The sequence below is a fragment of the Enterococcus sp. PLH-Efm8 genome, from assembly GCF_053011625.1.
In genome coordinates this window covers 146000-169175 of sequence record NZ_CP172568.1, presented here as the reverse complement: position 1 = coordinate 169175, position 23176 = coordinate 146000, and the positions used below count along the sequence as shown (strand labels likewise).

The 23176-nt window shown below is 38.4% G+C and carries 21 protein-coding genes, 2 pseudogenes and 1 riboswitch; of the genes and pseudogenes, 6 read left to right on the top strand and 17 right to left on the bottom strand.

All coding sequences use genetic code 11. The annotated features are described in order from the left end of the window. Positions 1–227: 227 nt before the first annotated feature. The 8 genes from ACIFUW_RS00855 to ACIFUW_RS00820 all read right to left on the bottom strand — a co-directional run bounded on the left by ACIFUW_RS00855 (position 228) and on the right by ACIFUW_RS00820 (position 7516). Positions 228–665 carry a YaiI/YqxD family protein gene (locus ACIFUW_RS00855; RefSeq protein WP_002296550.1) on the bottom strand — a complete coding sequence of 146 codons (438 nt, stop codon included), beginning with the start codon at positions 663–665 and terminating at the stop codon, positions 228–230. After that, positions 649–2022: a hypothetical protein gene (locus tag ACIFUW_RS00850; protein ID WP_002296549.1), complete on the bottom strand. Its 1374-nt coding sequence runs from the start codon at positions 2020–2022 to the stop codon at positions 649–651. The genes ACIFUW_RS00855 and ACIFUW_RS00850 overlap by 17 nt, the downstream gene beginning before the upstream one ends. A gap of 321 nt (positions 2023–2343) precedes the next feature. Continuing rightward, positions 2344–2832, bottom strand: a complete 489-nt coding sequence (locus ACIFUW_RS00845) for a GNAT family N-acetyltransferase (RefSeq protein ID WP_002305318.1) — start codon at positions 2830–2832, stop codon at positions 2344–2346. Between the two features lie 21 nt (positions 2833–2853). Continuing rightward, positions 2854–3456, bottom strand: coding sequence for a TVP38/TMEM64 family protein (locus ACIFUW_RS00840; RefSeq protein ID WP_002294220.1), 603 nt, complete (start codon positions 3454–3456; stop codon positions 2854–2856). Positions 3457–3524: 68 nt separating this feature from the next. Next, a protein-coding gene (locus ACIFUW_RS00835) for an IS3-like element ISEnfa3 family transposase (protein ID WP_086953915.1) occupies positions 3525–4864 on the bottom strand; the annotation gives its coding sequence in 2 pieces (ribosomal slippage) (positions 3525–4423 and positions 4423–4864; 1341 coding nt in all). Positions 4865–5378: 514 nt separating this feature from the next. Beyond that, positions 5379–6008 (bottom strand): uridine kinase, encoded by a 630-nt coding sequence (gene udk, locus ACIFUW_RS00830; protein ID WP_002289751.1) that lies wholly within the window; start codon positions 6006–6008, stop codon positions 5379–5381. A gap of 83 nt (positions 6009–6091) precedes the next feature. After that, the gene (locus tag ACIFUW_RS00825) at positions 6092–6787 is read right to left on the bottom strand and encodes a YjjG family noncanonical pyrimidine nucleotidase (RefSeq protein WP_002289749.1); all 696 of its coding nucleotides are present in this window, start codon (positions 6785–6787) and stop codon (positions 6092–6094) included. A gap of 12 nt (positions 6788–6799) precedes the next feature. Further along, positions 6800–7516: a 16S rRNA pseudouridine(516) synthase gene (locus ACIFUW_RS00820; protein WP_002289747.1), complete on the bottom strand. Its 717-nt coding sequence runs from the start codon at positions 7514–7516 to the stop codon at positions 6800–6802. Between the two features lie 329 nt (positions 7517–7845). On the opposite strand from ACIFUW_RS00820, the gene ACIFUW_RS00815 reads away from it, so the two are divergent. From ACIFUW_RS00815 to ACIFUW_RS00805, 3 genes are all read left to right on the top strand, one after another. After that, entirely contained in the window at positions 7846–8454 is a 609-nt protein-coding gene (locus ACIFUW_RS00815; RefSeq protein ID WP_002299254.1) for a 50S ribosomal protein L25/general stress protein Ctc, read from the top strand. A 324-nt stretch (positions 8455–8778) separates the two neighbouring features. Further along, on the top strand, positions 8779–9102 hold the full coding sequence (locus ACIFUW_RS00810) for a DUF960 domain-containing protein (protein ID WP_002289744.1): 324 nt from the start codon (positions 8779–8781) through the stop codon (positions 9100–9102). A gap of 181 nt (positions 9103–9283) precedes the next feature. Further along, on the top strand, positions 9284–10654 hold the full coding sequence (locus ACIFUW_RS00805) for an MATE family efflux transporter (protein ID WP_010729628.1): 1371 nt from the start codon (positions 9284–9286) through the stop codon (positions 10652–10654). Between the two features lie 129 nt (positions 10655–10783). Here the strand turns inward: ACIFUW_RS00805 and ACIFUW_RS00800 are convergent. Then, positions 10784–11920 (bottom strand): annotated as a pseudogene (locus ACIFUW_RS00800) (hemolysin family protein); the annotation flags it as partial. 97 nt (positions 11921–12017) lie between these two features. Here ACIFUW_RS00800 and ACIFUW_RS00795 point away from each other — a divergent pair. Then, positions 12018–12971, top strand: a complete 954-nt coding sequence (locus ACIFUW_RS00795; RefSeq protein ID WP_002287760.1) for an IS30 family transposase — start codon at positions 12018–12020, stop codon at positions 12969–12971. Between the two features lie 7 nt (positions 12972–12978). Here ACIFUW_RS00795 and ACIFUW_RS00790 read toward each other — a convergent pair. The 5 genes and pseudogenes from ACIFUW_RS00790 to rpsO all read right to left on the bottom strand — a co-directional run. Then, positions 12979–13152 (bottom strand): annotated as a pseudogene (locus tag ACIFUW_RS00790) (CNNM domain-containing protein); the annotation flags it as partial. Positions 13153–13505: 353 nt separating this feature from the next. Next, the gene (locus ACIFUW_RS00785; protein WP_002302827.1) at positions 13506–15497 is read right to left on the bottom strand and encodes a KUP/HAK/KT family potassium transporter; all 1992 of its coding nucleotides are present in this window, start codon (positions 15495–15497) and stop codon (positions 13506–13508) included. A gap of 143 nt (positions 15498–15640) precedes the next feature. After that, entirely contained in the window at positions 15641–15907 is a 267-nt protein-coding gene (locus ACIFUW_RS00780; protein ID WP_002289280.1) for a GlsB/YeaQ/YmgE family stress response membrane protein, read from the bottom strand. Positions 15908–16416: 509 nt separating this feature from the next. After that, entirely contained in the window at positions 16417–18543 is a 2127-nt protein-coding gene (gene pnp / locus ACIFUW_RS00775) for a polyribonucleotide nucleotidyltransferase (protein WP_002297086.1), read from the bottom strand. Between the two features lie 187 nt (positions 18544–18730). After that, a complete protein-coding gene (rpsO, locus tag ACIFUW_RS00770; RefSeq protein WP_002289282.1) occupies positions 18731–19000 on the bottom strand; it encodes a 30S ribosomal protein S15 in 270 nt (89 codons plus the stop codon). 250 nt (positions 19001–19250) lie between these two features. Between rpsO and def the strand changes: the two genes are divergently transcribed. Beyond that, the gene (gene def, locus ACIFUW_RS00765; RefSeq protein ID WP_002289284.1) at positions 19251–19814 is read left to right on the top strand and encodes a peptide deformylase; all 564 of its coding nucleotides are present in this window, start codon (positions 19251–19253) and stop codon (positions 19812–19814) included. Positions 19815–20066: 252 nt separating this feature from the next. On the opposite strand, the gene ACIFUW_RS00760 is transcribed toward def, so the two are convergent. The 3 genes from ACIFUW_RS00760 to ACIFUW_RS00750 are packed head-to-tail and all read right to left on the bottom strand — an operon-like array spanning position 20067 to position 22151. Then, the gene (locus ACIFUW_RS00760) at positions 20067–20588 is read right to left on the bottom strand and encodes a transcription repressor NadR (protein WP_002294232.1); all 522 of its coding nucleotides are present in this window, start codon (positions 20586–20588) and stop codon (positions 20067–20069) included. Between the two features lie 2 nt (positions 20589–20590). After that, positions 20591–21433 (bottom strand): chorismate mutase, encoded by an 843-nt coding sequence (locus ACIFUW_RS00755; RefSeq protein ID WP_002302825.1) that lies wholly within the window; start codon positions 21431–21433, stop codon positions 20591–20593. Next, positions 21426–22151, bottom strand: a complete 726-nt coding sequence (locus ACIFUW_RS00750) for an NAD-dependent protein deacylase (RefSeq protein WP_002294236.1) — start codon at positions 22149–22151, stop codon at positions 21426–21428. The genes ACIFUW_RS00755 and ACIFUW_RS00750 overlap by 8 nt, the downstream gene beginning before the upstream one ends. Before the next feature lie 175 nt (positions 22152–22326). Between ACIFUW_RS00750 and ACIFUW_RS00745 the strand changes: the two genes are divergently transcribed. Next, the gene (locus ACIFUW_RS00745) at positions 22327–22623 is read left to right on the top strand and encodes a hypothetical protein (RefSeq protein ID WP_002293448.1); all 297 of its coding nucleotides are present in this window, start codon (positions 22327–22329) and stop codon (positions 22621–22623) included. A gap of 255 nt (positions 22624–22878) precedes the next feature. After that, a riboswitch (Lysine riboswitch) is annotated at positions 22879–23053 on the top strand. Positions 23054–23176 lie beyond the last annotated feature (123 nt).

The window sequence follows — 23176 nt, the reverse complement described above, 5'->3', positions numbered from 1 at the left end:
ATAAATTGTTTCTCAAATTTTTGTGAAAATTCGGCTTATTTTTCGAAGAGGCTACTTCTGAAACACCGAGAATAAAAAATGTGAAAAAGCTGTTCTGCACCCAGTAATAAGAACAATCAAAAAGGGAACATGGAACACATTTATCCTGTTTCCCTGTTCCCTTTTTGATGTATTCGAGCATAAATAAAATACCTTCGTTACCTACTATCTTCTGTACTTGGTAAACCTTAGTCAATTGCCTTTTTTAACGCTTGACGAAAAGACATATGATCTTTCTCCGTAAAGGGTTTTGGACCCTTTGTCCTTATGCCAGCTTTTCTTAACTTTCCACTATGATAACGTTGTTCTAGAAGCGTGCCGATATTCGCTTCGTCAAATTCTTTTCCAGAGTGATGGAACACTCGCACACCCTTCGGCAATACAAGTGAAGCTAAACCATAATCTTGCGTGATCAAAAAGTCATTCTTCTTAACCATACCGACGATTTTATAATCCGCACTATCAGCTCCGCGGTCTACGTAGACGATTTGGACATGATTAGCGTATTCTTTGGTCGTATAATGGTCCACACTGGTCACGATAACCACGTCAAGACCATAGGATTCTCCTAATTTTATGACATCTTCTTTTACTGGAGAACCATCTCCATCAATGAATAGCCTCATTCTTTTTCGCCTTCTTCCATAAATGATAAACAGTTACTAATCCGCTCAGTAAAAGACCAACATTGATCCATTTTGCCAAGATAAGCAGTTGTACACTTTCTATCGGCACTGATTCATGGTTCAGCGTGATCAATAATAGATGGATTGGCTCTCCCATTTCTTTTGCTAAAACAAACAAAAGCGTCATCAATAAAAACTGGTGGATCACACTCCCTTTATTTTGAGTAGTATACTTGACAACGATCCGGCGATCCATTGGAATAGCTGTATCAGTTTGATAATATTCCTTATTTAGCCAGCTGCCTGTTACTACGTGCCAGAAACTAAGCAGAAAGACACCTATCGCAAAACCATTTGGAATCAAGAGGACCAATAAAGAAGAACTCAGTCCAAGCAATTGCATAGCCAATGGAGACCATGTTAAACGTTTCAAAATCCATGGTCCGACTATTTTTGCTGCAATCAAGCCTGCTGCATAAGGCAAATACATAAAAATCGAAAGTTTTTCTAATCCGTACAGTATGCCAACATAAAAACTGCTAAATAAAAAAAGGAAATTCCCTAGCATTCCATTTAGAAAAGTAAACAGATTTAGCCAGCTTGGCAACTTCCATTCCTTCTTCTGGTGTCCTAAAACAAACACGAACAAGATGAACAGCAGCAAGAAACCATAAATAGCAAGATCAAAAAGCCTTTCATCGAATAACAATCGGGCATTTCTCAAAAGAAACAATAAGCCAAAGAATATCAAAAATAAAACAAGCTCTCGCGTAGCTACCAGATTTCTTTTGATGTCTTTGAAATCCAGTTCGTAACGCGGATAATGACTAACCGTATGGTAGGCCATGACGTAAAAAAGTGTATAAATAGTAAAGCTTGCTGCAATCTGAGTCGGTGCAGGCAACTCAATCGCTTGATACAGGAGAAATAGCCAGATAGCTGCAAATAAGTACTTTTTCCCATCCATATTGATAAAACCTTGCGTCTTTTCGTGAAAATTGACCGTGGTATTAGCAGGTACAAGCCATGCTGCACTCAGCCCTAGCAAAACACTTGAAAAATAAAATAAAGGAAAATAAAATACGCCTAATATTCCAAGCAATGAACCAGCACCACCAATCAGCAGAGCGATCATCAGCAACGTGTAACTATCTAGACCAAATCGTAGACTGTTGACTAAAAATAGTCCAGTCATCCGAAAGGCATAAAACAGCGTAAATGGCAAAATCGTCAGCCAATTATGCGAGTCTGTTAGTCCCAAAAATAAAAGATAAGGAATAAAAATAACCGTGTTACTTAAGATAAAGGGCGTTGTTTGTGTAAAATTACGCCCAAATCGTTTGAGTTTTTCGAACATGACAATGGCTCCTTAAACAGTCTTATAACTAATCTGCTCTTCGATTTTAGCATTAAAGGGGAAATAAACCAATTTTACAGAATATATTCTTGTAAAAAAAAATACAGAAAGAAGCATAAGCTTCTTTCTGCATTTTTACGGTACTTGATTACTCAAGCAGACAAGCCCTTCTCCACAAAAGTCTTGCCCGACACCCCTGCATCCGGCAGGTGATAAAGATAGAAATCAATTATCCTGTGCCTCCAAAATCAATTAGGAGCTCTGTAAACCAGAGTCCTTCTCGACCCGTCGCATAAATTTACTTTAACACAGTTCCTATGTTTATGCGAGAGCTTTTTTCATTTTATAATCGACCATTTGAAATCCTTGACCGATATCTGAAATAAGTTCTTCTGTAATCTCAAATCCTTCATGCTTATAAACCTCGATTGCTTGATGATTCCCCTGATTCACTCGCAAAAAGATCTCTCTTTCCTTTGTTTGCGCAGCAAGTTCTTCATACCAGCGAAAAACTGAAGAAGTCAATCCTTGACCACGTACTTTATTTAGCAAATATAATTTACTTAAATAAATTTTTCCATTTATCTCTTCATAAGCAGTGTAACCGACAGTCTTTTCTTCGCTTTTTAATAAAAAGTAGGACACACCTTCTGTCAGTTCTTTTTGAATCTGTTTTTTTGACTGATAAGTTTTCAGCATGTAATCCACTTGTTTTTGACCAATGATCGGCACAAAAACTTCCGGCCATACTTCTTGTATGACTGCCATCAGCTCATCCAGTTCATTTTCTGTTACTTTTATTTTTTCCATACACCCACGTCCTTTTTTACATTATAAATGACCTTGCGCTTGATGGAATAAAAAGAGCATGATCATGCTATACACACCCACCGACCACGGTTTCAAGAAAATCACAATCTGCATAAATTCCCTAAAAGATAATTTCGTCAAACCAGCTACTAGACAGATCAAGTCGTCTGGCGCAAAGGGAAGCAGCAAGGTAACAACTAGTACTTTTTTAATATCTTTCGTTTTTCTTGTCAGCAATTCATCAAATTTCTGATACTTTTTTGGCGATAAAATAAGCTGGACAAAGGCTACGCCATAGTAACGGACAAGCAAAAATCCGATTGCTTCCCCAATCACTAGGCCAATACAACTATATAAAAGCCCAAATCCATTGCCAAACATCAGCATGCCCGCTACTGAGGAGATCCCTCCCGGCAAAATAGGAATGATCACTTGGATCACTTGCAACAGAACAAATATCATCACTGCATACTTGCCAAATTGCTGGATAAACGCTTGCAAAGACGTGCTCGATCGAAAAATCCCATGATGATAAGCATAAAGAATCAACACAAAGAAAAAAAACAGACCAATAATGGGCATGATCTGAAGACATTTTTGTAAAACTGATCCTTTTTTAGACATCTATATTCCCCACATCTTTTTTCATTTATTAAAACTGCCTCCTTATGAACTGAACCCCAAAAGTTGAACTATTTAATGGACTGTTTCCGATATTCTACTGGAGATAGTCCATTTAACTTTAGTTTTATCCTTTTGTTATTATACCACCTAATATACTCATTTAATTTACTTTGAAATATCTCAATTGATCGGAATTTTTCTCGATAAAAAAACTCTGATTTAAGCACACCAAAAAAATTTTCTATTACAGAATTATCTAAGCAATTTCCTTTTCTAGACATGCTTTGAATAATGTTATTCTCTTTTAATTTTTTTTGATATTGTGGCATCTGATACTGCCATCCTTGATCTGAATGTAGAATCAGTGAACCCTCAGTTCCCTTTTTTTTAATTGCTTGTTGAAGCATTTCTTCAATCAGTTTATATGTTGGACTAGTTGATATACTATAACTAATTATTTCTCCGTTAAATAAATCAAGTATAGGAGATAGATAGATTTTTCTTCCTTTTATCTTGAATTCAGTGACGTCTGTCACCCATTTTTTATTGGGTGTATCTACTGAAAAATTTCGTTTTAACACATTCTTGGCAATTTTTCCTACTGTTCCTTTATAAGATTTATATCGCTTTATTCGGATTTGACAGGTAAGTCCCATTTGGGACATTAATTTTCTAACTGTTTTATGATTGATTGTATATCCTTTCATCTTTAACGCTAAAGTGACTCTACGATAACCATAAGAGTTTCTTGATTCTTTTACAATCGCTGTAATTTCTTGCTTTATCTTGCTATATTTATCTGGCTTATCTAATTTTTTTACCCAGTAATAATAAGTTGACTTCGCTAATTGTGCAATTGAAAGTAATAGATTCAATTTAAATTCTTTTTTGAGCTGAAGGATTGTTTTAACCTTGATTTCTTCTTGCTCAAATCTTGTTCTTGAATCAAGGTTTCTAACTTTTTTAAATATGCGTTCTCTGCTCTTAAACGAATAACTTCTTCTTCAAGAGACTCATCTTTAAGTTTTTTAGGAATGTTTAGCTTGGAATTCATACTAATTTTTCTGCCCCTTTTTTGGCTCTCAAGTGAAGAAGCACCGCCTTCTTCATATTGCTCTATCCATTTACTTAGAGTTCTATTTGAACCGATATTAAATTTTTTAGCAGTTTCTTGGATAGAAAGACCATTTGTTTCCATATATTCTATAACATCAAGTTTAAATTTTGTAGTGTAGCTTTTGCCACCTCCAACCAAGCCTTCCCAACCATGATAGTTATAAATCCTTACCCAATGTCTAACCAGTGTACGATTTATTTGATATTTATGTGCAAGATATTTGTAGCCGCCTTCGTTATTTAAATAGTCTGAAACTACTTTTTTCTTAAAAACAAATGTATATTTCCGCAAAAAAAGCACCCCTTTTAATTAGATTTCTAGTCTAACTTTTGGGGTGCACATCATTAGGGGGTGCGACAAAAGAGCTTCTTCAAAAAAATAAGTCGAAATCTCACACAAATTCGAGAAATAATTTTCGTAAGTTTCTTCTTATTTATTGCATCTGACCACTTCTGTTACAACCTCTCGTTAAACGGTGTTCAAAAGCTTGCATCTACGATAATAAGCCCAACCCAACGAAAAACGTGAGGAGCTGTTTTATTTGGATGCTCTTATCGCTTGATGCAAAGACAGCTTTTTTACAACCTCTACTTCACGGTGCTCAATCAGCTGACCTTCGGTATTAGCTCAAAAAACGGTAAAATATAAACAGCTATTTTCCGTTTCTTCTTTTTAATACTTAGGTCAAGATGCTGTTTTCACAACCTCTTGTTATAAATAAAAAAACAGTTGGCTGGTGACTGTTCAAAAAGCAGAATCCTTGCTTTTCAAACGGTCGCAGTCCGTTCAACTGTTTCGCTGCGCACTATTTATGGTTTAAGAAACTAGCTACTTTTGTTGTAATCAAATCAATAGCAACGTGGTTTTCTCCGCCTTCTGGAACAATGATATCCGCATAGCGCTTCGTTGGTTCGATAAATTGATGATACATCGGTTTAACAACTGTCAAATATTGTTCGATCACGGAGTCCAATGTGCGTCCCCGTTCTTCCATATCCCGTTTGATACGACGAATGATACGAATGTCATCATCTGTATCTACGTATACTTTGATATCCATCAAGTCACGCAGACGTTCGTCTTCTAAAATCAGGATTCCTTCTAGAATGATCACTTCTTTTGGTTCCTGAATGATCGTTGCCTGACTTCTTGTATGCGCTACATAGTCATACACGGGTTTTTCAATGGCTTTATAGTTCAGTAAGTCGCCTACATGCTGAATCAGCAGATCATTATCAAAGGCAAATGGGTGATCGTAATTTGTGTTCAATCGTTCTTCAAAACTCAAATGGCTCTGATCCTTGTAATAAGAATCTTGTTCAAGCATCATGATGGAATGGTCCGGGAAGTTGTTGAAAATCGCACGGCTGACACTTGTCTTTCCGCTTCCGGATCCACCCGTCACACCAATGATAATTGGCTTGCTTTTTGTCATTGACTAAAACCTCTTTCGTATCCGTTTTTTCATTCTAATCTATTATAGCGAAAAAACACGAAAATGCTATATTTTTCTGAAAATTAATCCTTTTCAATTTCCAATAATGAATAAAGTTCCTCTAATGAATCGATTCGATAAGTAGGCTGGATTTCTTCGATTTCTGGTAATTTATTTCTATTGAACCAAATCGTATCGATCCCTGCCATATTTCCTCCTTTGATATCAGAAGTCAAAGAATCACCAATGATCACAGTTTGCTTTTTATCAAAATTAGGAATGTGGGAAAAGACATGATCAAAAAATTCTTTCATCGGCTTTTGCGCTCCGACAGCTTCTGAGACAAAGATATCCTTGAAGTAATCAAGCATTCCTGCATCTGTTAATCGCCGATGTTGCGTGTGCGACACACCGTTCGTCACAATATAAAGATCAGCATGCGGATGGACCTTTTTCAGGATTTCTAGACTTCCTGGAACAAGATCATGACCTTGGTTCAAGTAGTGGCGGTAGCGTTTTTCCATTTGATCACTATCTACTGTTTTCCCAAATTGCTGGAAAAGTAACCCAAAACGACTGCCTATTATTTCTTCTCGTGATAGTCTGCCTTTTTCAAACTCCTGCCATAAATGATGATTCAAAGCCTTATAGCTGGTTTCGATTTCTGGTGTCAATGTGATTCCTTGTTCTGCAAACAAAGCACTTAAAGCATTGGCTTCAGTTAATTGAAAATCTAACAATGTATCATCTACATCAAACAATAAAGTTTTATATTTCATCTTTTTGACCTCCTATTTAAAATAAATACTTAACTTTTTCATCTCTGCTAATGTCAACGATCGATACTCGCCTACTCCTAGCTGTTCATCTAATTCCAATGGTCCCATGCTTAGCCGTTTCAATGCGGTCACTTTCTTTCCTTGGGCTAAGAACATCTTTTTGACTTGATGGAATTTTCCTTCTTGGATCGTCAATAAAACCGTACTTTGGTGCTTGTCTGCTTTGAGTATTTTTAAATCAGCCGGCTTACATTGATACCCATCAGCGAATACGATTCCATTTTCAAATGCTGTTACGTCTGCCGGTGTCACCCTTTCGTTCACAACTACTTGATAAGTCTTTGAAACCTTTTTTTCTGGAAGTAGCATTTCATATCCCAATTGTCCATTCGAAGTGATCAGCAATAGTCCTGTTGTATCTCTATCTAGTCTTCCCACTGGATATAATGGTTGGAAACGATCGGCACTTGCAATCAGATCGATTACTGTCGTCTTTTCTGGATCTGATACAGCTGTAACAGCTTTTTCAGGTTTATTGAGAAGATAATAGGACTCATTTGTTTCTAAGTGTTCACCTGCTACTTCGATTTGATGCAGTAAACTATCTACATTTCGATTTTGTCGAAATTCGACTGTGCCATCTATCATCACTTGCTTCAAAGCAAACAGCCGCTTCATTTCCTTGCGTGTCGTTTCTAATTTTTCTTCTATTAATTTATCTAAACGCATGCTGTTTCCTTTCTTATTACTACTAATTAATTATACCTTGAATATTCTTGCTTGCAAATACATCATCATAGTTATTCCTTGACTTAATTAACAGTTCACGTTACGGTTAAATAGTAAAGTGAATTGGATTTCTCATACACAGCGTAATGACCTGGTGGAGAAAAGTTGAATCCTGACTTTCTAAGGGGAGATGCGCGCATCTCTCCTTTTGCGCTTTTTTAAGCGCCCTGCCTTCGATGATGTGCACGAGATTAGCCTTTAGAATTCACTTAAATAAAATCTGTCCGTTACCAAAGCAGACAGTCACATTTTAAGGAGGAATTTTGGTTATGTCAGTATCATTAGAAGTAAGTAAAAGAGAAGTACGTCCCCGTTCATTAAGAAACAAACTTCGTCACGAAGGGAAAGTTCCAGCTGTTGTTTATGGGTATAAAGTAGAAAGTACCCCTATCTCATTCGATGGTTTGACACTAAGCAAATTGTTGCGTGAACATGGAGCGAACACAGTCATCACGATGGACATCGATGGACAAAAAGTCAATACATTGGTTCACAAGATCCAAACGAACACTTTTACCAATCATTTCGAACATGCAGAATTTCTATCTGTAAACATGTCGGAAGAAACAGAAGTCGAAACAGAAGTCGTTCTTGTTGGCGAATCAGTGGGTGCTAAATCTGGTGGAGTGTTAGCTCAAAACTTGTATACAGTAGTCGTATCTGCTACACCAGACAAATTGCCTGAACGAATTGAAGTTGACGTGACAAACTTGGAATTAGGTGATTCTATTACAGTAGCCGATCTTCCAAAAAACGACGATTACAAATTCGTGACCGACAGTGAAGAGCAAATCGCTGCTGTAGTCGCTCAAAGTGAAGAAGAAGAAAGCACAGGTGAAGGTGGCGAACCAGAAGTGATCGGTTCAACAGAAGAATAATACTGAAACAATCAGGTGGTGTTAGAAGCGGCGGGTCAGCAGCTTTTAACACGCCTTTTTTATTTCTAATCGTTTATTTTCATATGGGGCTTCCACTTTTGTAAATGGCTTTACAAACGAAAAATCCTAATTTACCAAGCTTTTCCTCGCATACTTTTATCGTACCTTTATAAAAATTTATACTTTGAAAAAAAGTATTCAATTATTGTTGCATTTTTCCTGATTCTTTATTAGAATGAACCCTCGTTGAAGTAAGTATTTCTAGTTTATCCTAGGATTAATTATAAAAATAAAACATTCGTTGATTCGAAGGAGGTTAAACAGATGTTTGAAAGTTTTGATAGCAGCCGCAACCGTTACGCTTCAGTTGGTGTCGTATCAAGTTTGCCAGATGAATTGATTGACAGTATATGGTTTATTATTGACCTAGATCTTAAGGGAGTCATTCCATTAGAAAATATATTAACCTTTGATTTGATCGAAAATCGTGGAAAAGTGACGATGCATTTTTCTCAAGCAGGAAGCAATGTGGAAATGGATATTGATTTGCCGTTTGCCTATTCGAACCAATTTCCTGCTCAAGTATACGCCTATGATGACGGTACGAGAGAAACGATCCTTTTACCAAGTGAGATTAGACAATATTAAGGTGATAGATAAACGTGGATGTCCCTTATTTTACAGACCAGGCCAAGTTGTTGATTCTTTGACTCAATTCTTGGCTTCTTTTTATGGAGTTTCATAAATTATCATTGATTTCTAATTGGTATTCTCAGGATAAACGCTATATACTACTAACTAAATTTTAAAGATATAAGGAGTTTAAAAGATGCGCGATTTAACAAAAGGAAGCCCCGCTAAACTGATTTTGATGTTCACTGTTCCTTTACTGATCGGAAATGTTTTTCAGCAGTTCTACAATATGATCGATATGATCATCGTGGGTCAGACGCTAGGTAAAAATGCGCTGGCAGCGGTTGGTGCAACTGGAAGCCTGACATTTTTGATCATTGGCTTTGCCCAAGGTTTAACAGCTGGTTTAGCCATTATTACCGCACAACGTTACGGTGCAAAAGATTATCGGGGTCTGAAGAAAAGTTTTGCTGCTAGTGTTGTCATTAGTCTTGTCGTCACTGTGATTTTAACTGTCCTAAGTCTCCTGTTTATTCGTCCGATGCTTCAATTGATGCAAACTCCTCCTGAAATACTTGATCAAGCACAAACATTTATTTCAATTATTTTATTAGGGATCTTTGCATCAGTCAGTTTCAATTTGCTTTCTAATGTCATTCGCGCACTTGGTGACAGCCGCACACCACTATTCTTTCTGATCATTGCGGTCATCATCAACGTCGTACTTGATTTGATCTTTATTATCTATTTTGGCATGGGTGTGGAAGGTGCAGCTATTGCTACAGTAATCGCACAAGTTTCTTCCAGCGTACTGTGTCTAGTGTATATCAAGAAAAAAATGCCTTTGTTACAGTTACGCAAAAAAGATTTCAAATTTGAAAAAGAAGAGTTTGCTGTACACCTAAATGCTGCTTTGCCAATGGCGTTTCAATCTTCGATCATCGCTGTTGGTGCTATCGTGTTACAAGCAGCACTAAATAGTCTAGGGACAGATGTCGTAGCTGCTCAAGCCGCTGCTGGTCGTATCGACCAATTTGCAAATCAGCCGATGATGTCATTTGGTATTGCAATGGCAACTTTCACTGCACAAAACTATGGTGCGAAAGAATATGGCCGAATCTTGCAAGGGGTACGTCAAACTTTACTGATGAGTGTCGGATTTAGTCTCTTAGCAGGTGCTATCGTCATTTTCTTCGGTCATTTCTTTGTTCAATTGTTTGTTAACCCATCAGAAACACGTGTATTTGAATTAGCACAAACCTACTTCAATATCAATGGGTCTCTTTACTGGATCTTAGCAGTCCTGTTCATTTTACGCTACACACTTCAAGGGCTTGGACAAAGCAAGATCCCTACGATCGCCGGTATGATGGAATTGCTTATGCGTTCTTTTGCAGCTATCGTTCTTACAGGAATGTGGGGATACCCAGGAGCAGCAGCAGCTTCTCCTTTAGCTTGGATCGGTTCTGTTGCCGTGTTGCTTTACTCTTATATGCGTTCGATGAAACAATTGAAACACATGGGTGAAGAGGAACATTTCACATTAGAACATGCAGAAGCAAGATAGCCTTGATTAAAAGAAATCGTTGCGGCTAAAAATGAAAACTTTTATTGAAAATATCTTCTTCGTTTACCGAAAACAGGTTTTTTAGATAACAAAAAGGCTGTGACAAAAAATGTCACAGCCTTTTTTCTTTTATTCTGTTTTTCTTTCCGTGGACTCTACTTTGAAATAATCGATATGTGCATGCTGGTATTCTAATACCGTGAAACGGAATGATGCAATCTCAATGATTGTTCCTGCTTTTATTTCTTTATATCGGCTAGAAGCAAAGCCCGCAAGTGTAGTAAAATTCGTTTCTTCAAACTCTGGAATCTCTACATGAAAATAACGCTGGAAATCATCTAATGTTAGTTTGCCGGAGATGATATAAGAGCCATCTGACTGTTCCGCTATCAATGCTTCGTCCAAATCTGTCTCATCTCGGATTTCCCCGACGATTTCTTCTAAAATATCTTCAATCGTCACTAAGCCGCTTGTCCCTCCGTATTCATCTTTTAAGATAGCAATATGCTTACCCTTTTTTCGCATGATCGTCAATAATTTTTTTATAGGGATCGTTTCAGTTGTTACGATCGGCTCTTCAATCAACTGTTCTACTGTCAGCTGGTCATCTTTATAAGATTGCTTGATCAAATCTGGCAAGGTGACATAACCTAAAACATTGTCTTTTGATTCTAAGATAACCGGATAGCGAGTATGTCCTTGTTCAATCGAAGCTTTTATCGCTTCTTTGACGGTTTCTGAAGCTTCGAATACTTGCATGGACGTACGGTCTACTTGTATATCTTTTGCCAAGGTATCATCAAATTCAAACACGTTTTCCAAATAATAATATTCTTCTTTGGTCAACTCTCCTTTTTCATAAGAATTCAATGCGACTAATGTCAGCTCTTCTTGAGACAATGTCTCTTCTCCTTCAGATACGAGACGCACACCTAATAGCTTCCCTAGCCCTGCAGCTGAATGATTCAATACCCAAATAAAAGGAAACATTACTTTATAAAAATAATGAAGTGGTTTAACTACGAACAAGACGACCTTCTCCGTATTGACGATACTATAGCTCTTAGGAAGCAGTTCGCCAATAACCACATCGATATACGTAACTAAAATAAATCCCAGCGCCACAGAGATTGTACTGCTAATAGCCGAACTAAAAGGTAGTTTACCGATCACTGGTTCTAGTAAAGCCGCGACAGATCCTTCACCGACCCACCCGATGATCAAACCGGTTAGCGTAATTCCTAATTGACTAGCTGATAAATAGTTACGCCGTTTGTATAATTAAGCGAGACAAATAAAAAAGCCATTTATGTTACACTCAAATTGTAATACCCGCTAAAGCATACAAGGAGAGTGAACATAAATGACTTATACCCATCTTACACCAAACGAGCTTGTAATGATAGAAGCATATTTTCATCAAGAAACTCCGGTTGCTATCGTTGCGAAGCAGCTTAAACGTGGACGCCAAACAATTTACAATGTCTATAACTTTCTCAAATGTGGTGGAACAGCACTTGAATACTTTGAACAATACAAAGAAAATAAGCGACGTTGTGGGAGAACCGAAATCATTTTTCCTGCTGAGGAAAAAGAATACATTGAAAAAAGATCAACTGAAGGTTGGACCCCAGACGTCATTATTGGCCGTGCAGAGCGAACCTTCTCTTGTTCAGTAAGTACCCTCTATCGCCGGTTTAAGACGGGAGAATTCAATGTTTTACATTTACCGATGCAAGGAAAACGAAAACCAAATGGTTATAAGGAAAAACGTGGAAAACAGGCATTCAAAAGAAATATTTCTGAACGTAAAAAAGATTATGTCGTTTTCGAAGAAGAATTTGGACATTTAGAGGGTGATACGATTGTCGGCATCCACCATAAAAGTGCCGTCATCACACTCGTTGAGCGACTTTCAAAAGCCATTATCGCCTTGAAACCAGAAGGCCGTAAGGCAGTTGATATTGAAAATTCGATTAATGAATGGCTTCAATCCGTACCCAAAAATCTTTTCAAATCAATTACCTTTGATTGTGGAAAAGAATTCTCTAATTGGAAAAGTATTAGTAATACGAATGATATTGATATTTATTTCGCAGACCCAGGAACGCCTTCCCAACGGGGATTAAATGAACATTCAAACGGACTCCTCCGAAAAGATGGACTACCAAAAGAAATGGACTTCAACCAAGTCAATCAAGGATTCATCTCATCCGTTGCGTCCAAAAGAAACCATATCCCTAGAAAATCACTAAATTACCAAACACCATTAGAAGTTTTTTTGAGTTACGTAAATGGAAAGTTTTGTCTCGCTTAATTTGACAAATAATATTATCTAAATGGTGTGTAACATGAAGAGCTAGCTTGGCGTTCTTTACATTTTCCTTTTCTAGTTGTTCCAATCTTGATCGTCTGATTTTCACTAAAGCAAATTCACTTGCTACAAAAAATGAAGTAATTGCAATCATCAAAAATAAAATAATGAAATTGATAACCATATTCTCCCGCCTTTCTCTTTTTCTATTGTACCCTTTTTCTACAAAAAGATTGAAAATAATGCGTATTCATATTTAGGAATAAAAAAGGAGATGCGGCATTTTTCAGCCACATCTCCTTATCACTTCAAAATCATTGCGTTACTTGTTGCTAAACAGCTTTTTCATGACCTCTGATAAAAACGGTATTCAAAAGCTTGCATCTACGGCATTAAGCCCAAACAGATGAAAAACATGAGAAGCTGTTTTTATCTGCTCGTTCTTACTGCTTGTTGCAGTACAGCTTTTTCATGACCTCTGATAAACGGTGTTCAAGTAGCTGACATTCGACATTAGTTCAGGTCAAAGCGCTACTTTCACAACCGCTCTTTCAACCATGTTTTCCGAGTATTTCCAATGATAAGCGGAACAGTTTCATGTTTTACTTCGCTGTACTCTAGCCCAAACCATGTTTCTGGCGAGGTAGCGATTTTTTTGATTGCCAGTTTTGCCTGCATGATTTGACGTTGCCATTTTCCTAGAGTTGTCACATTGGAAACTACTTCATCAATCAGGACAAATTGGAAATCGCCAACTTCTCGCCCTGGTGTCAGAGAGTATCTTTGTGGCTGTTTTGGCAAACGGCCTTGTTTCATCAAATCATGGATGACTTGGCGAACATATACGTTGATTTCCTGTTGGACCCTGAAACCTAAGAACAGATTCACTTGGACAATAAAATCAGTGTCCATCATATCTACTTGATATTCTTTCGTATATGGCTCATCCGTCACTTCCACATGAACAAACCAATAGACTCGTGCTCTTTTAGGCCGTTTATCTAAAATCGAATAGATGAACTGTCGGCCAACTTTATCTTCAGCCATATCAGGAACCAAGAAGACCACATTTGTCTGATAGATTGGTAAAGAAGTATCATCACGTAATTCTCTAAGCTGCGGGATATAATCTCTCAAAGACACATCCTCGGTTGACGATTCGCGAATAATGTTCCCTTGTTCCCAAATAAACATCACGACTAAGATGATCAAACCAATCAGAACGGCTACAAAACCGCCTCGGAAGAATTTGACAACACTTGAGATAAAGAAAACGACTTCTATCGCACCGAAGAAAAAGGTAACTAAATATGCAAGCCAACGAGAATGCCCATTTTGGATAAGATAAAAGTAAAGCAGTGCTGTTGTCATCAACATCGTCACAGTGATCGATAGACCGTAAGCAGCTTCCATATGATGAGACGTTCGGAATGTGACAACCACTAGAGAACAGGCGATCCATAAAATCAGATTGACTGCTGGGATATACATTTGCCCGATACTGTTCCCAGGATACATGATCTTTAACCGAGGCAGCAGTTTCAACTTGATTGCTTCTGAAACTAGCGTAAACGAACCTGTAATCAATGCTTGCGAAGCAATGACTGCAGCGACTGTTGCAAAAGCAACGCCGATCACGATCCAACTTTGAGGCATCATTTGGAAGAATGGATTCAGGTTCTTGATTTGCTGTGCTTCAGGGTTTTGATAAACATTCAACAACCACGCAGCCTGCCCAAAATAATTGATAACCAAACAAATTTTGACGTAAGGCCAGCTCAGACGAATATTTCGTTTGCCGACATGTCCAAGATCGGAATAAAGCGCCTCTGCACCTGTCGTAGCCAGGAAAATATTTCCAAGAATGAACAAGCCTAATTTGTTATCTGCACTAAAAAGCAGCTGGATAGCATAATAAGGATTCAGTGCACGGATAACTGTCCAGTCTTGACTGAAGTTCATTAATCCCATTACGCCTAAAAAAGTAAACCAAGCGAACATGATTGGTCCGAATGCTTTTCCGACAATATCTGTACCAAAGCGTTGGACCATGAATAAAACAAAAATAATAACTAAAGTGATAATGACGATCACGTTCTGGTTATTACCGAACCGGTCAAAAAACTGCGGAATTCCTCGCAAGCCTTCAATCGCAGTCGTTACCGTCACAGCAGGGGTCAATACCCCATCTGCTAGTAAGGCAGCTCCTCCGATCATTGCAGGAATGATCAAATATTTCCCACCTTTTCGGACAAGTGTGTAGAGTGAGAAAATTCCACCTTCACCATGGTTATCTGCATTCAATGCAATCACGACATATTTGATTGTTGTCAGTAGAGTCAATGTCCAAAAAATCAATGAGACTGATCCGATAACAAAATCAGGATTGATTCCTGACAATCCGCCATTATCTTCAACAATCGATTTCATAACGTAAAGCGGACTTGTCCCGATGTCTCCGTAGACGACTCCCATCGCTACAAGCAGGCCAGTCATTGATATCTTTTTGGTATTGTGCGTTGTTGCCACGTTTTTCCCTCATTTCTTGTTATATGGATATCCTTTAGGTAAGCTTGAATGATAGATGATATTCTTATCCATGACACCCGCTTTCCTAAATTGCTTCTAATTATCCAAGTAACACACTGAAGTGTCAACTTATTTGAATAAAATTATTCTTTCTTTGGACGTTCTCTGATACGTCTTGCCACAAATGAATAAAGAGCAAGGCAAAAAATTGCACCCAATAATGCTGGTATCAAATAAAAACCGCCGAGTTCCGGTCCCAGTGGTCCTAGTAAAAATTCGCCGAGCCAACTACCTAAAAAACCGATAATGATATTTCCAGATACGCCTCCCGGGACTTCCTTTCCTAAAATTGCGCCAGCTATCAAACCTAATATACCGCCGATAAATAACGACCATAAAAAATTCAGCATCTCCTTTCCCTCCTTTATCCATATTTCTCACTTTTATTTTACGCTTTATTCAGAAGGACTCCAAAAATATGCGCCAAGAAACTCCAGAAAAAAAGAAGTTGTAACAAAAGTGTTCAGCTTATTTCCGTAGAAGCTGCTTCTGGAACACCGTGAATCAGAGGTTGTGAAATCAGCGGTTTGACCTGAGTATTAGAGAAACAAACGGAAAAATAGTTCCTCATATTTTGCCGTTTTTTGAGCTAATATCGAGGGACAGCTGATTGAACATCGTTTATTGGAGAGGTTGTAAAAAAGCTGTTCTGCATCAAGTAATAAGAACAGCCAAATAAAAACAGCTCCTAATGTTTTTAACTTGGCTGGACTTATTACCGCAGATGCAAGCTTTTGAACACCGTTTATTCGAAAAAAAAGGACTGTGACACGGCTTTTGTCACAGTCCCCTTTTTTCGAATAATTATTGTCCCCCTGTCACCTTCACGATCACAAGTACATTATTCCTATGAATTAAATTATTTTTCTTCATTTTTCGTTGAACCATCTTCGTTCAACATTGCTTTTCTTGACAGATTTACGCGTCCTTGTTTATCGATTTCAGTTACTTTCACAAGGATCTCATCACCTAGTTTAACAACATCTTCGACTTTATTGACACGATCGTTTGCTAATTGGGAAATATGGACAAGTCCATCTTTTCCTTTGATCAAGTTGACGAATGCACCGAATTTTTCGATACGGACAACTTTCCCTAGATAAACTTCACCAACTTTGACTTCTTTGGTCAAATCTTCGATGATCTTGATAGCTTTTTTGATCATTTCTGCATCAGCTGAAGCAATACTTACTTTTCCATCTTGATCGATATCGATTTTCACACCAGTTTCATCGATGATTCCGTTGATCGTATCGCCGCCTTTACCGATAACATCTTTGATTTTAGCAGGTTCGATCTGGATCATTTCGATTTTTGGTGCATATTGGCTTAATTCTTCACGTGGAGCAGCAATCGTTGAAGTCAATTCTTCTAAGATTTCCATACGTGCTTGTTTTGCTTGAGTTAATGCTTCAGTTAGGATTTGTTCTGTGATTCCTTGAATCTTGATATCCATCTGTAAAGCAGTGATACCATCTTTTGTACCGGCAACTTTAAAGTCCATATCGCCAAGATGATCTTCCAGCCCTTGGATATCAGTTAGGATCGTATAGTTTTCACCATCAGAAACAAGTCCCATCGCAATACCGGCGACTGGCGCTTTGATTGGTACACCTGCATCCATCAATGCTAATGTGCCAGCACAGATACTTGCTTGGGAAGAAGAACCATTTGATTCCAATACTTCTGCTACTAAACGGATCGTATAAGGAAATTCTTCTTCTGAAGGGATTACTTGTGCTAACGCACGTTCACCTAATGCGCCATGTCCGATTTCCCGACGCCCTGGAGAGCCTGCACGTCCTGTAGAACCAACAGAAAATTGAGGGAAATTGTAGTGGTGGATGAATCGTTTGCTGACTTCCACCCCTAAACCATCAATGATTTGGTGCTCTCCTAGAGGTGCGAGTGTACAAGCTGATAAAGCTTGTGTTTGTCCTCGTGTGAACAAACCTGATCCATGTACACGTGGCAATAAGCTGACCTCTGATGACAATGGACGGATTTCATCCAATTTACGCCCGTCAGGACGGATCTTATCGATGGTGATCAATTCACGTACGACATCTTTTTCAAGATCTTCTGTGATTTGTTTAACTTCTTTCAACAAGTGATCTTCATCTTCATGACCTGCAAATTTCTCAGCATAAGCTTCGCGGATATCGATCTTCACCTGCTCGATATTATCTTCGCGAGCAAGTTTTTCTTCAGTCATTACTGCTGCTTTCATTGTAGCGTAAGAAGCATCAAAGATTTCTTTTTTCAATACTTCATCAACTTGCAGTAAAGTCACTTCCATTTTTTCTTTCCCTACTGCTTGAACGATTTCTTCTTGGAAAGCAACTAACTCTTTGATAGCGTCAAAACCAAACAGCAATGCACCAAGCATGTCTTCTTCTGAAACTTCTTTCGCGCCGCTTTCAACCATATTGATGGCTTGTTTCGTTCCGGCAACAGTCAATTCGATATCTGTTTGTTCTGCTTGTTCTACTGTTGGATTCAAGACGTACTCGCCATTTACACGACCAACTTCTACGCCTGCGATTGGGCCGTCAAATGGGATATCTGAGATTGATAGTGCTAAAGAAGAACCTAGCATTGCTGCCATAGCTGGCGAGCAGTCTGTTTCTACACTCATCACGATGTTCGTTACTTGGACTTCATTACGGAAGCCTTCTGCAAACATCGGGCGAATTGGACGGTCGATCAAACGGGCAGTCAATGTTGCTTCCGTACTTGGACGGCCTTCTCGTTTGATGAAACCTCCAGGGATTTTCCCTGCTGCATACATTTTTTCTTCATAATTGATCGTTAATGGGAAAAAGTCTGTATCTTTTGCTTCTTTAGAGGCCACAGCTGCACTTAAGACTACTGTATCTCCATAACGGACTAAAACGGCTCCGTTTGCTTGTTTTGCTAGCTGACCGACTTCGATTTGTAAGGGACGGCCGCCCCATGTCGTTTTGAATACTTGTTTTTCTGACATAACTTCTCCTTTTCCTTCTCGTGAAAGCAAGACGCTACTAAACAAATGAAAACTGCCGAAAGCCGTCTTTTGAGCAGCTTTCATTTGGTTAGTAGGAGTCCATCTAGCTTGATCACGGAATTTTACTTAATTGATATACGAGTAAAAAAAGTGAGATTCATGTGAATCCCACTCTTTTTGACTAAAATTAACGACGCAAGCCTAAACGTTTGATCAATTCGCGGTAACGTTGAACGTCAGTTTTACGTAAGTAAGCTAACAAGTTACGGCGGTGACCAACTTTTTTCATTAGGCCGCGGTATGAATGATGGTCTTTTTTGTGCACGCGTGCATGTTCATTCAAGTGGTTGATTTCTTCAGTTAATACAGCGATTTGTACTTCTGGAGAACCAGTATCCCCTTCATGGCGAGCGTATTCGTTGATGATTTCATTCTTGCGTTCTTTTGAAATTGCCATTTCTTTCACCTCTTTCGATTATTCCCCTGCGACTGAGTAAAACGTTGGTGATTCGCTTAACCAAGTGGCAGGTCATGTGCCTAGAGCACACAGCTATACTTTACCTGAAACCGGGTTGAAAATCAAGTAGTTAATCATTAAGAAAAGGTAGTTTTCAAACAATCTTACTACTACTTTTCCATTTTTGTGGTAAACTATAATGCGAAAATAGACTTGAAACACAGTCTTTTAAGAAAGGGGTACATATTCCATGATTACAATGGATGATATCATTCGTGAAGGAAATCCGACCTTACGCGAAGTTGCAAAAGAAGTTTCTCTTCCATTAAGCGAAGAAGATATCTCTTTAGGAAAAGAGATGCTTGAGTTCTTAAAAAACAGCCAAGATCCAATCAAAGCTGAAGAACTACACTTACGAGGCGGTGTTGGCTTAGCTGCTCCTCAATTAGATATTTCTAAAAGAATCATTGCTGTTCACGTACCAAGTCCTGACCCAGAGGCAGATGGACCTTCTCTAAGTACTGTTATGTATAATCCTAAAATTTTGAGCCATTCTGTTCAAGATGCTTGTTTAGGGGAAGGTGAAGGCTGTTTATCTGTTGATCGAGAAGTACCAGGATATGTTGTTCGCCATGCCAAAATCACTGTGTCTTATTATGATATGAATGGTGAAAAACACAAGATTCGTTTGAAGAATTATGAATCGATCGTCGTTCAACATGAAATCGACCATATCAACGGTGTGATGTTCTATGACCACATCAACGATCAAAATCCATTTGCACTAAAAGAAGGCGTATTGGTGATCGAGTAGAGAATTGGCAGGTTCCTTCGATACTATGCTACAAGAAAGCTTTATAAAAAAGGGGAGTGCTCAAAAGCTGCACTTCCCTTTTTTATGTTTCTCCACTAATCGAAATTTAGATAGACATCTAGAAATCGCAATTCCAAAAAATTCTGTGTATTGGATACGCATCTTTTCTTATTTTTTCTTATTTCTTCCATATGGGTGTTTATCTCAGAGATGATAGAATAGTTTCTAGGATAAAAAGTAGCAGCTACGATGTTATCCTTCGTAGAGGATTCCTGCTTCAGCTAGTTTTTGTTTGATGTTTTTCAGCATATGCTTTTCTGGGTAGCGGATCGTATGCAGATGGATGCCGCCTGTTAATTCGGATAACAAAGTAGCATTACTTTTTTGATAACGTCTCATAAAGGAATCGATATCTTGTGGCGTTTTGATGTGCAAAGTTCCTGCTAACTCACCGTAAAGGGGATGTTCCACAATTACATCAATGATTTCACCACCATTTTCAACGATTAGTCTCAGTTCTTCTTCTGTTTGATCTTTTCCATGCTGGACAGCGATTTTACTGATGTGCCCAGTATTGGTTTCTTCTGTTTCGAGGATATAACCTCTTGCTGTTGCCACGATACTTTTACCTGCAGCTCGTAGTAAAGCAATATCGCCTACAATGATCTGACGGCTGACTCCAAAAGTTTTCGCAAACTTGCTAGCACTCACTGGTTTTTCTGTATTTGCCAAGGTTTGCATGATTTGTTTTCGCCGTGTCTCTCCTTCGATCACACTTATTCCTCCTTCATTTTGTTTTGGTATTCGCGCGAGTGTTTCATCAAATCAACATACGTATCTGTTATTGTTTCCTTATATCCCTTATTTTTCAGCAGACTAACAACTTTATCCAATACTTGCTGCTCTCTTTTTGCATCATAAACTGCTTGGTTTTCTTCTTTTTTCACTTGTCCTATTTTAGTTACCGTATCCATTCTTTTTTCTAATAAAGCAATCAACTCTCGATCGATCATATCGATCTTATGACGTAATGTTTCAAGAGACTCTTCTGTTAGTTCTTCCTCTACTGTCTTGATGATACGAGCAGGATTTCCTGCAATCACTACATTGTCGGGAAAAGATTTGGTCACAACCGAACCTGCGCCGACTACTACGTTGTCCCCTAGAGTGACACCCGGCGTGACGATAACTCCTCCGCCTAACCAAACATTATTACCGATTTTAATGGGTTTTGCGTACTCCAGACCGCTGTTACGTTTCACTGGATGTAGTGGATGCGTCGCCGTGTAAAGCTGGACATTCGGAGCGAACATGCAGTTATCACCGATTTCAATCGTGCTGACATCTAAAAATGTACAATTGAAATTTGCATAAAAATTCTCCCCAACAAATATATTATATCCGTAATCAAAATTGATAACTGGCTCCATATAGATTTTTTTCCCTGTACGGCCAAAAGTCTCTTTCAACAATTGGGATCGCAGTTCCGCTGATTCTGCTTGGTTGATGATTTGGCTTTGACTTCTTGCAAACATACGGTCGGCAACCAGCTCAGGATCATTGGCAAAATAAAGCTCGCCTGCAATCATTTTTTCTTTTTCGGTTTTGAATTCAGTCATAATCTGCTCCTAATTCTTGTATTTTTTTGAAAACAACCGCTCCGTCTTCTTGAATAAACGTATAAGGCTCCGCTAAATAAACAGGCGTTTGATTGATTACTAAGATTTTGGCTGACGGCTGGCGAAACTGTACCAGATCACAAAACGGATGAACTTGAAAACTCGTTCCAACAATGACGATCAGCTCTGCTTGGCTGACGGCATAAGCCGCCTGCTCCATGACTCCATCTTGAAACCCTTCACCATATAACACGATGTCTGGGCGTATTTGTCCTCCGCATGCTTGATGTTTGTCGCTGTGAAGATATTCTTTCCAGTCTACCGTTTGTTGACATTTTCGACAATGACATTGATACAAACTTCCATGAAAATTGACGAGTTGCGGGCTTTTAGCCTTTGCGTGCAAACCGTCGATGTTTTGGGAAACAACCCAAACATTTTTTTCTTTCGCTAGATGTGCCATTTCCAAATGAATGATATTGGGTTTTGCTTCAGGATGATAAATCTTTTTGACAAATTGATAGAATTTATCCGGTTCATTCACCATTGCTTGATGACTCAGCAAGTATTCCGGCTGCTCCATCCCGTGGTAGATTCCTGACAAAGATCGATAGTCTGGCACTCCAGAAGGTGTGGATACCCCTGCACCGGTCAAAAATGTAATTTGCTGATAAGCTAATATCTCTTTTGCTGCTTCGTCTACTGTTAATTGTTTCATGTTTTGTCACCTCACTTTCCATTATAGCCCATACTCGAACAAATTTATTGTTGAAAAGTCAGAAAAATGGGAATAAAAAAGTGTTATGGGCATTTGAACAATTTATCACAATGTTCACTGACAAAAGAATGAAAACGTGTTACAATACTGCTGTATAAAAGTGAGGTGAATCGATATGTTACCATTCTTTATTTATTGGGGCGTTATTCTGGCTTGTATCGCCTGGTTAGCGTTAAGCGTTTATTTCTCTGTTTTTTATCTTGTACGCAAAGAAAATGGAAATCTTTGGGCTTTTGCTTTATTCAACGTGATTGCCGCAATTGTTTTAGCCATTACATTAGCCGTATATCGAACATGGGGCTGGGGAATCACCCAATACTCAAGTTTGATTTATCTAATATTAGCCATTTATGGCGTCGTTGTTCTTTTGCAAGCGATCCTAGGACGTGAGCCAAAGAAAGCGGCAGCTTAAATGATCGAGATGGAACTGGACACAGGAAATTTTCTGTTCTAGTTCTTTTTTTATTGTATTACATACATTTTTGTGTATAATTATACTATCGTTTGCAATGGATAGATGATTCACATTTTGATTGTTTTTTCGGTAAAAGTAAAGATTTCTATATTTATCAGTATTTTTTCAAAAAACAGCAGTTATAGATTGACAAAGCCTCTCGAGTATCGTAAACTTTTTTTGTATAAATAACTGAATACGAGATGCCTCAATCAATGAGGTAGAGGTCGCGAGAATCATTAACCCTGTGGAGTGAAGCAAACATGGAGAAGCAGGAATAGGGAGGATCGCCGAAATGTGCACTTTTTTGCTTGGAGTGTATGTTGGGACGCAAGTTAAGAGCTTGCGGACTGTCTTAGCAGTGATGCTAAGTTGCGCTATGTTTTGTGAGAGGTTTATCACCTTATGGAATTTTAGCGGCCTTTTTATATCTATAAATCGGTCGCTTTTTATTTTTTCAGATAAAGCTTTACCGCATTTCATCTAGACCGCTCGTGTATCATATAATCAG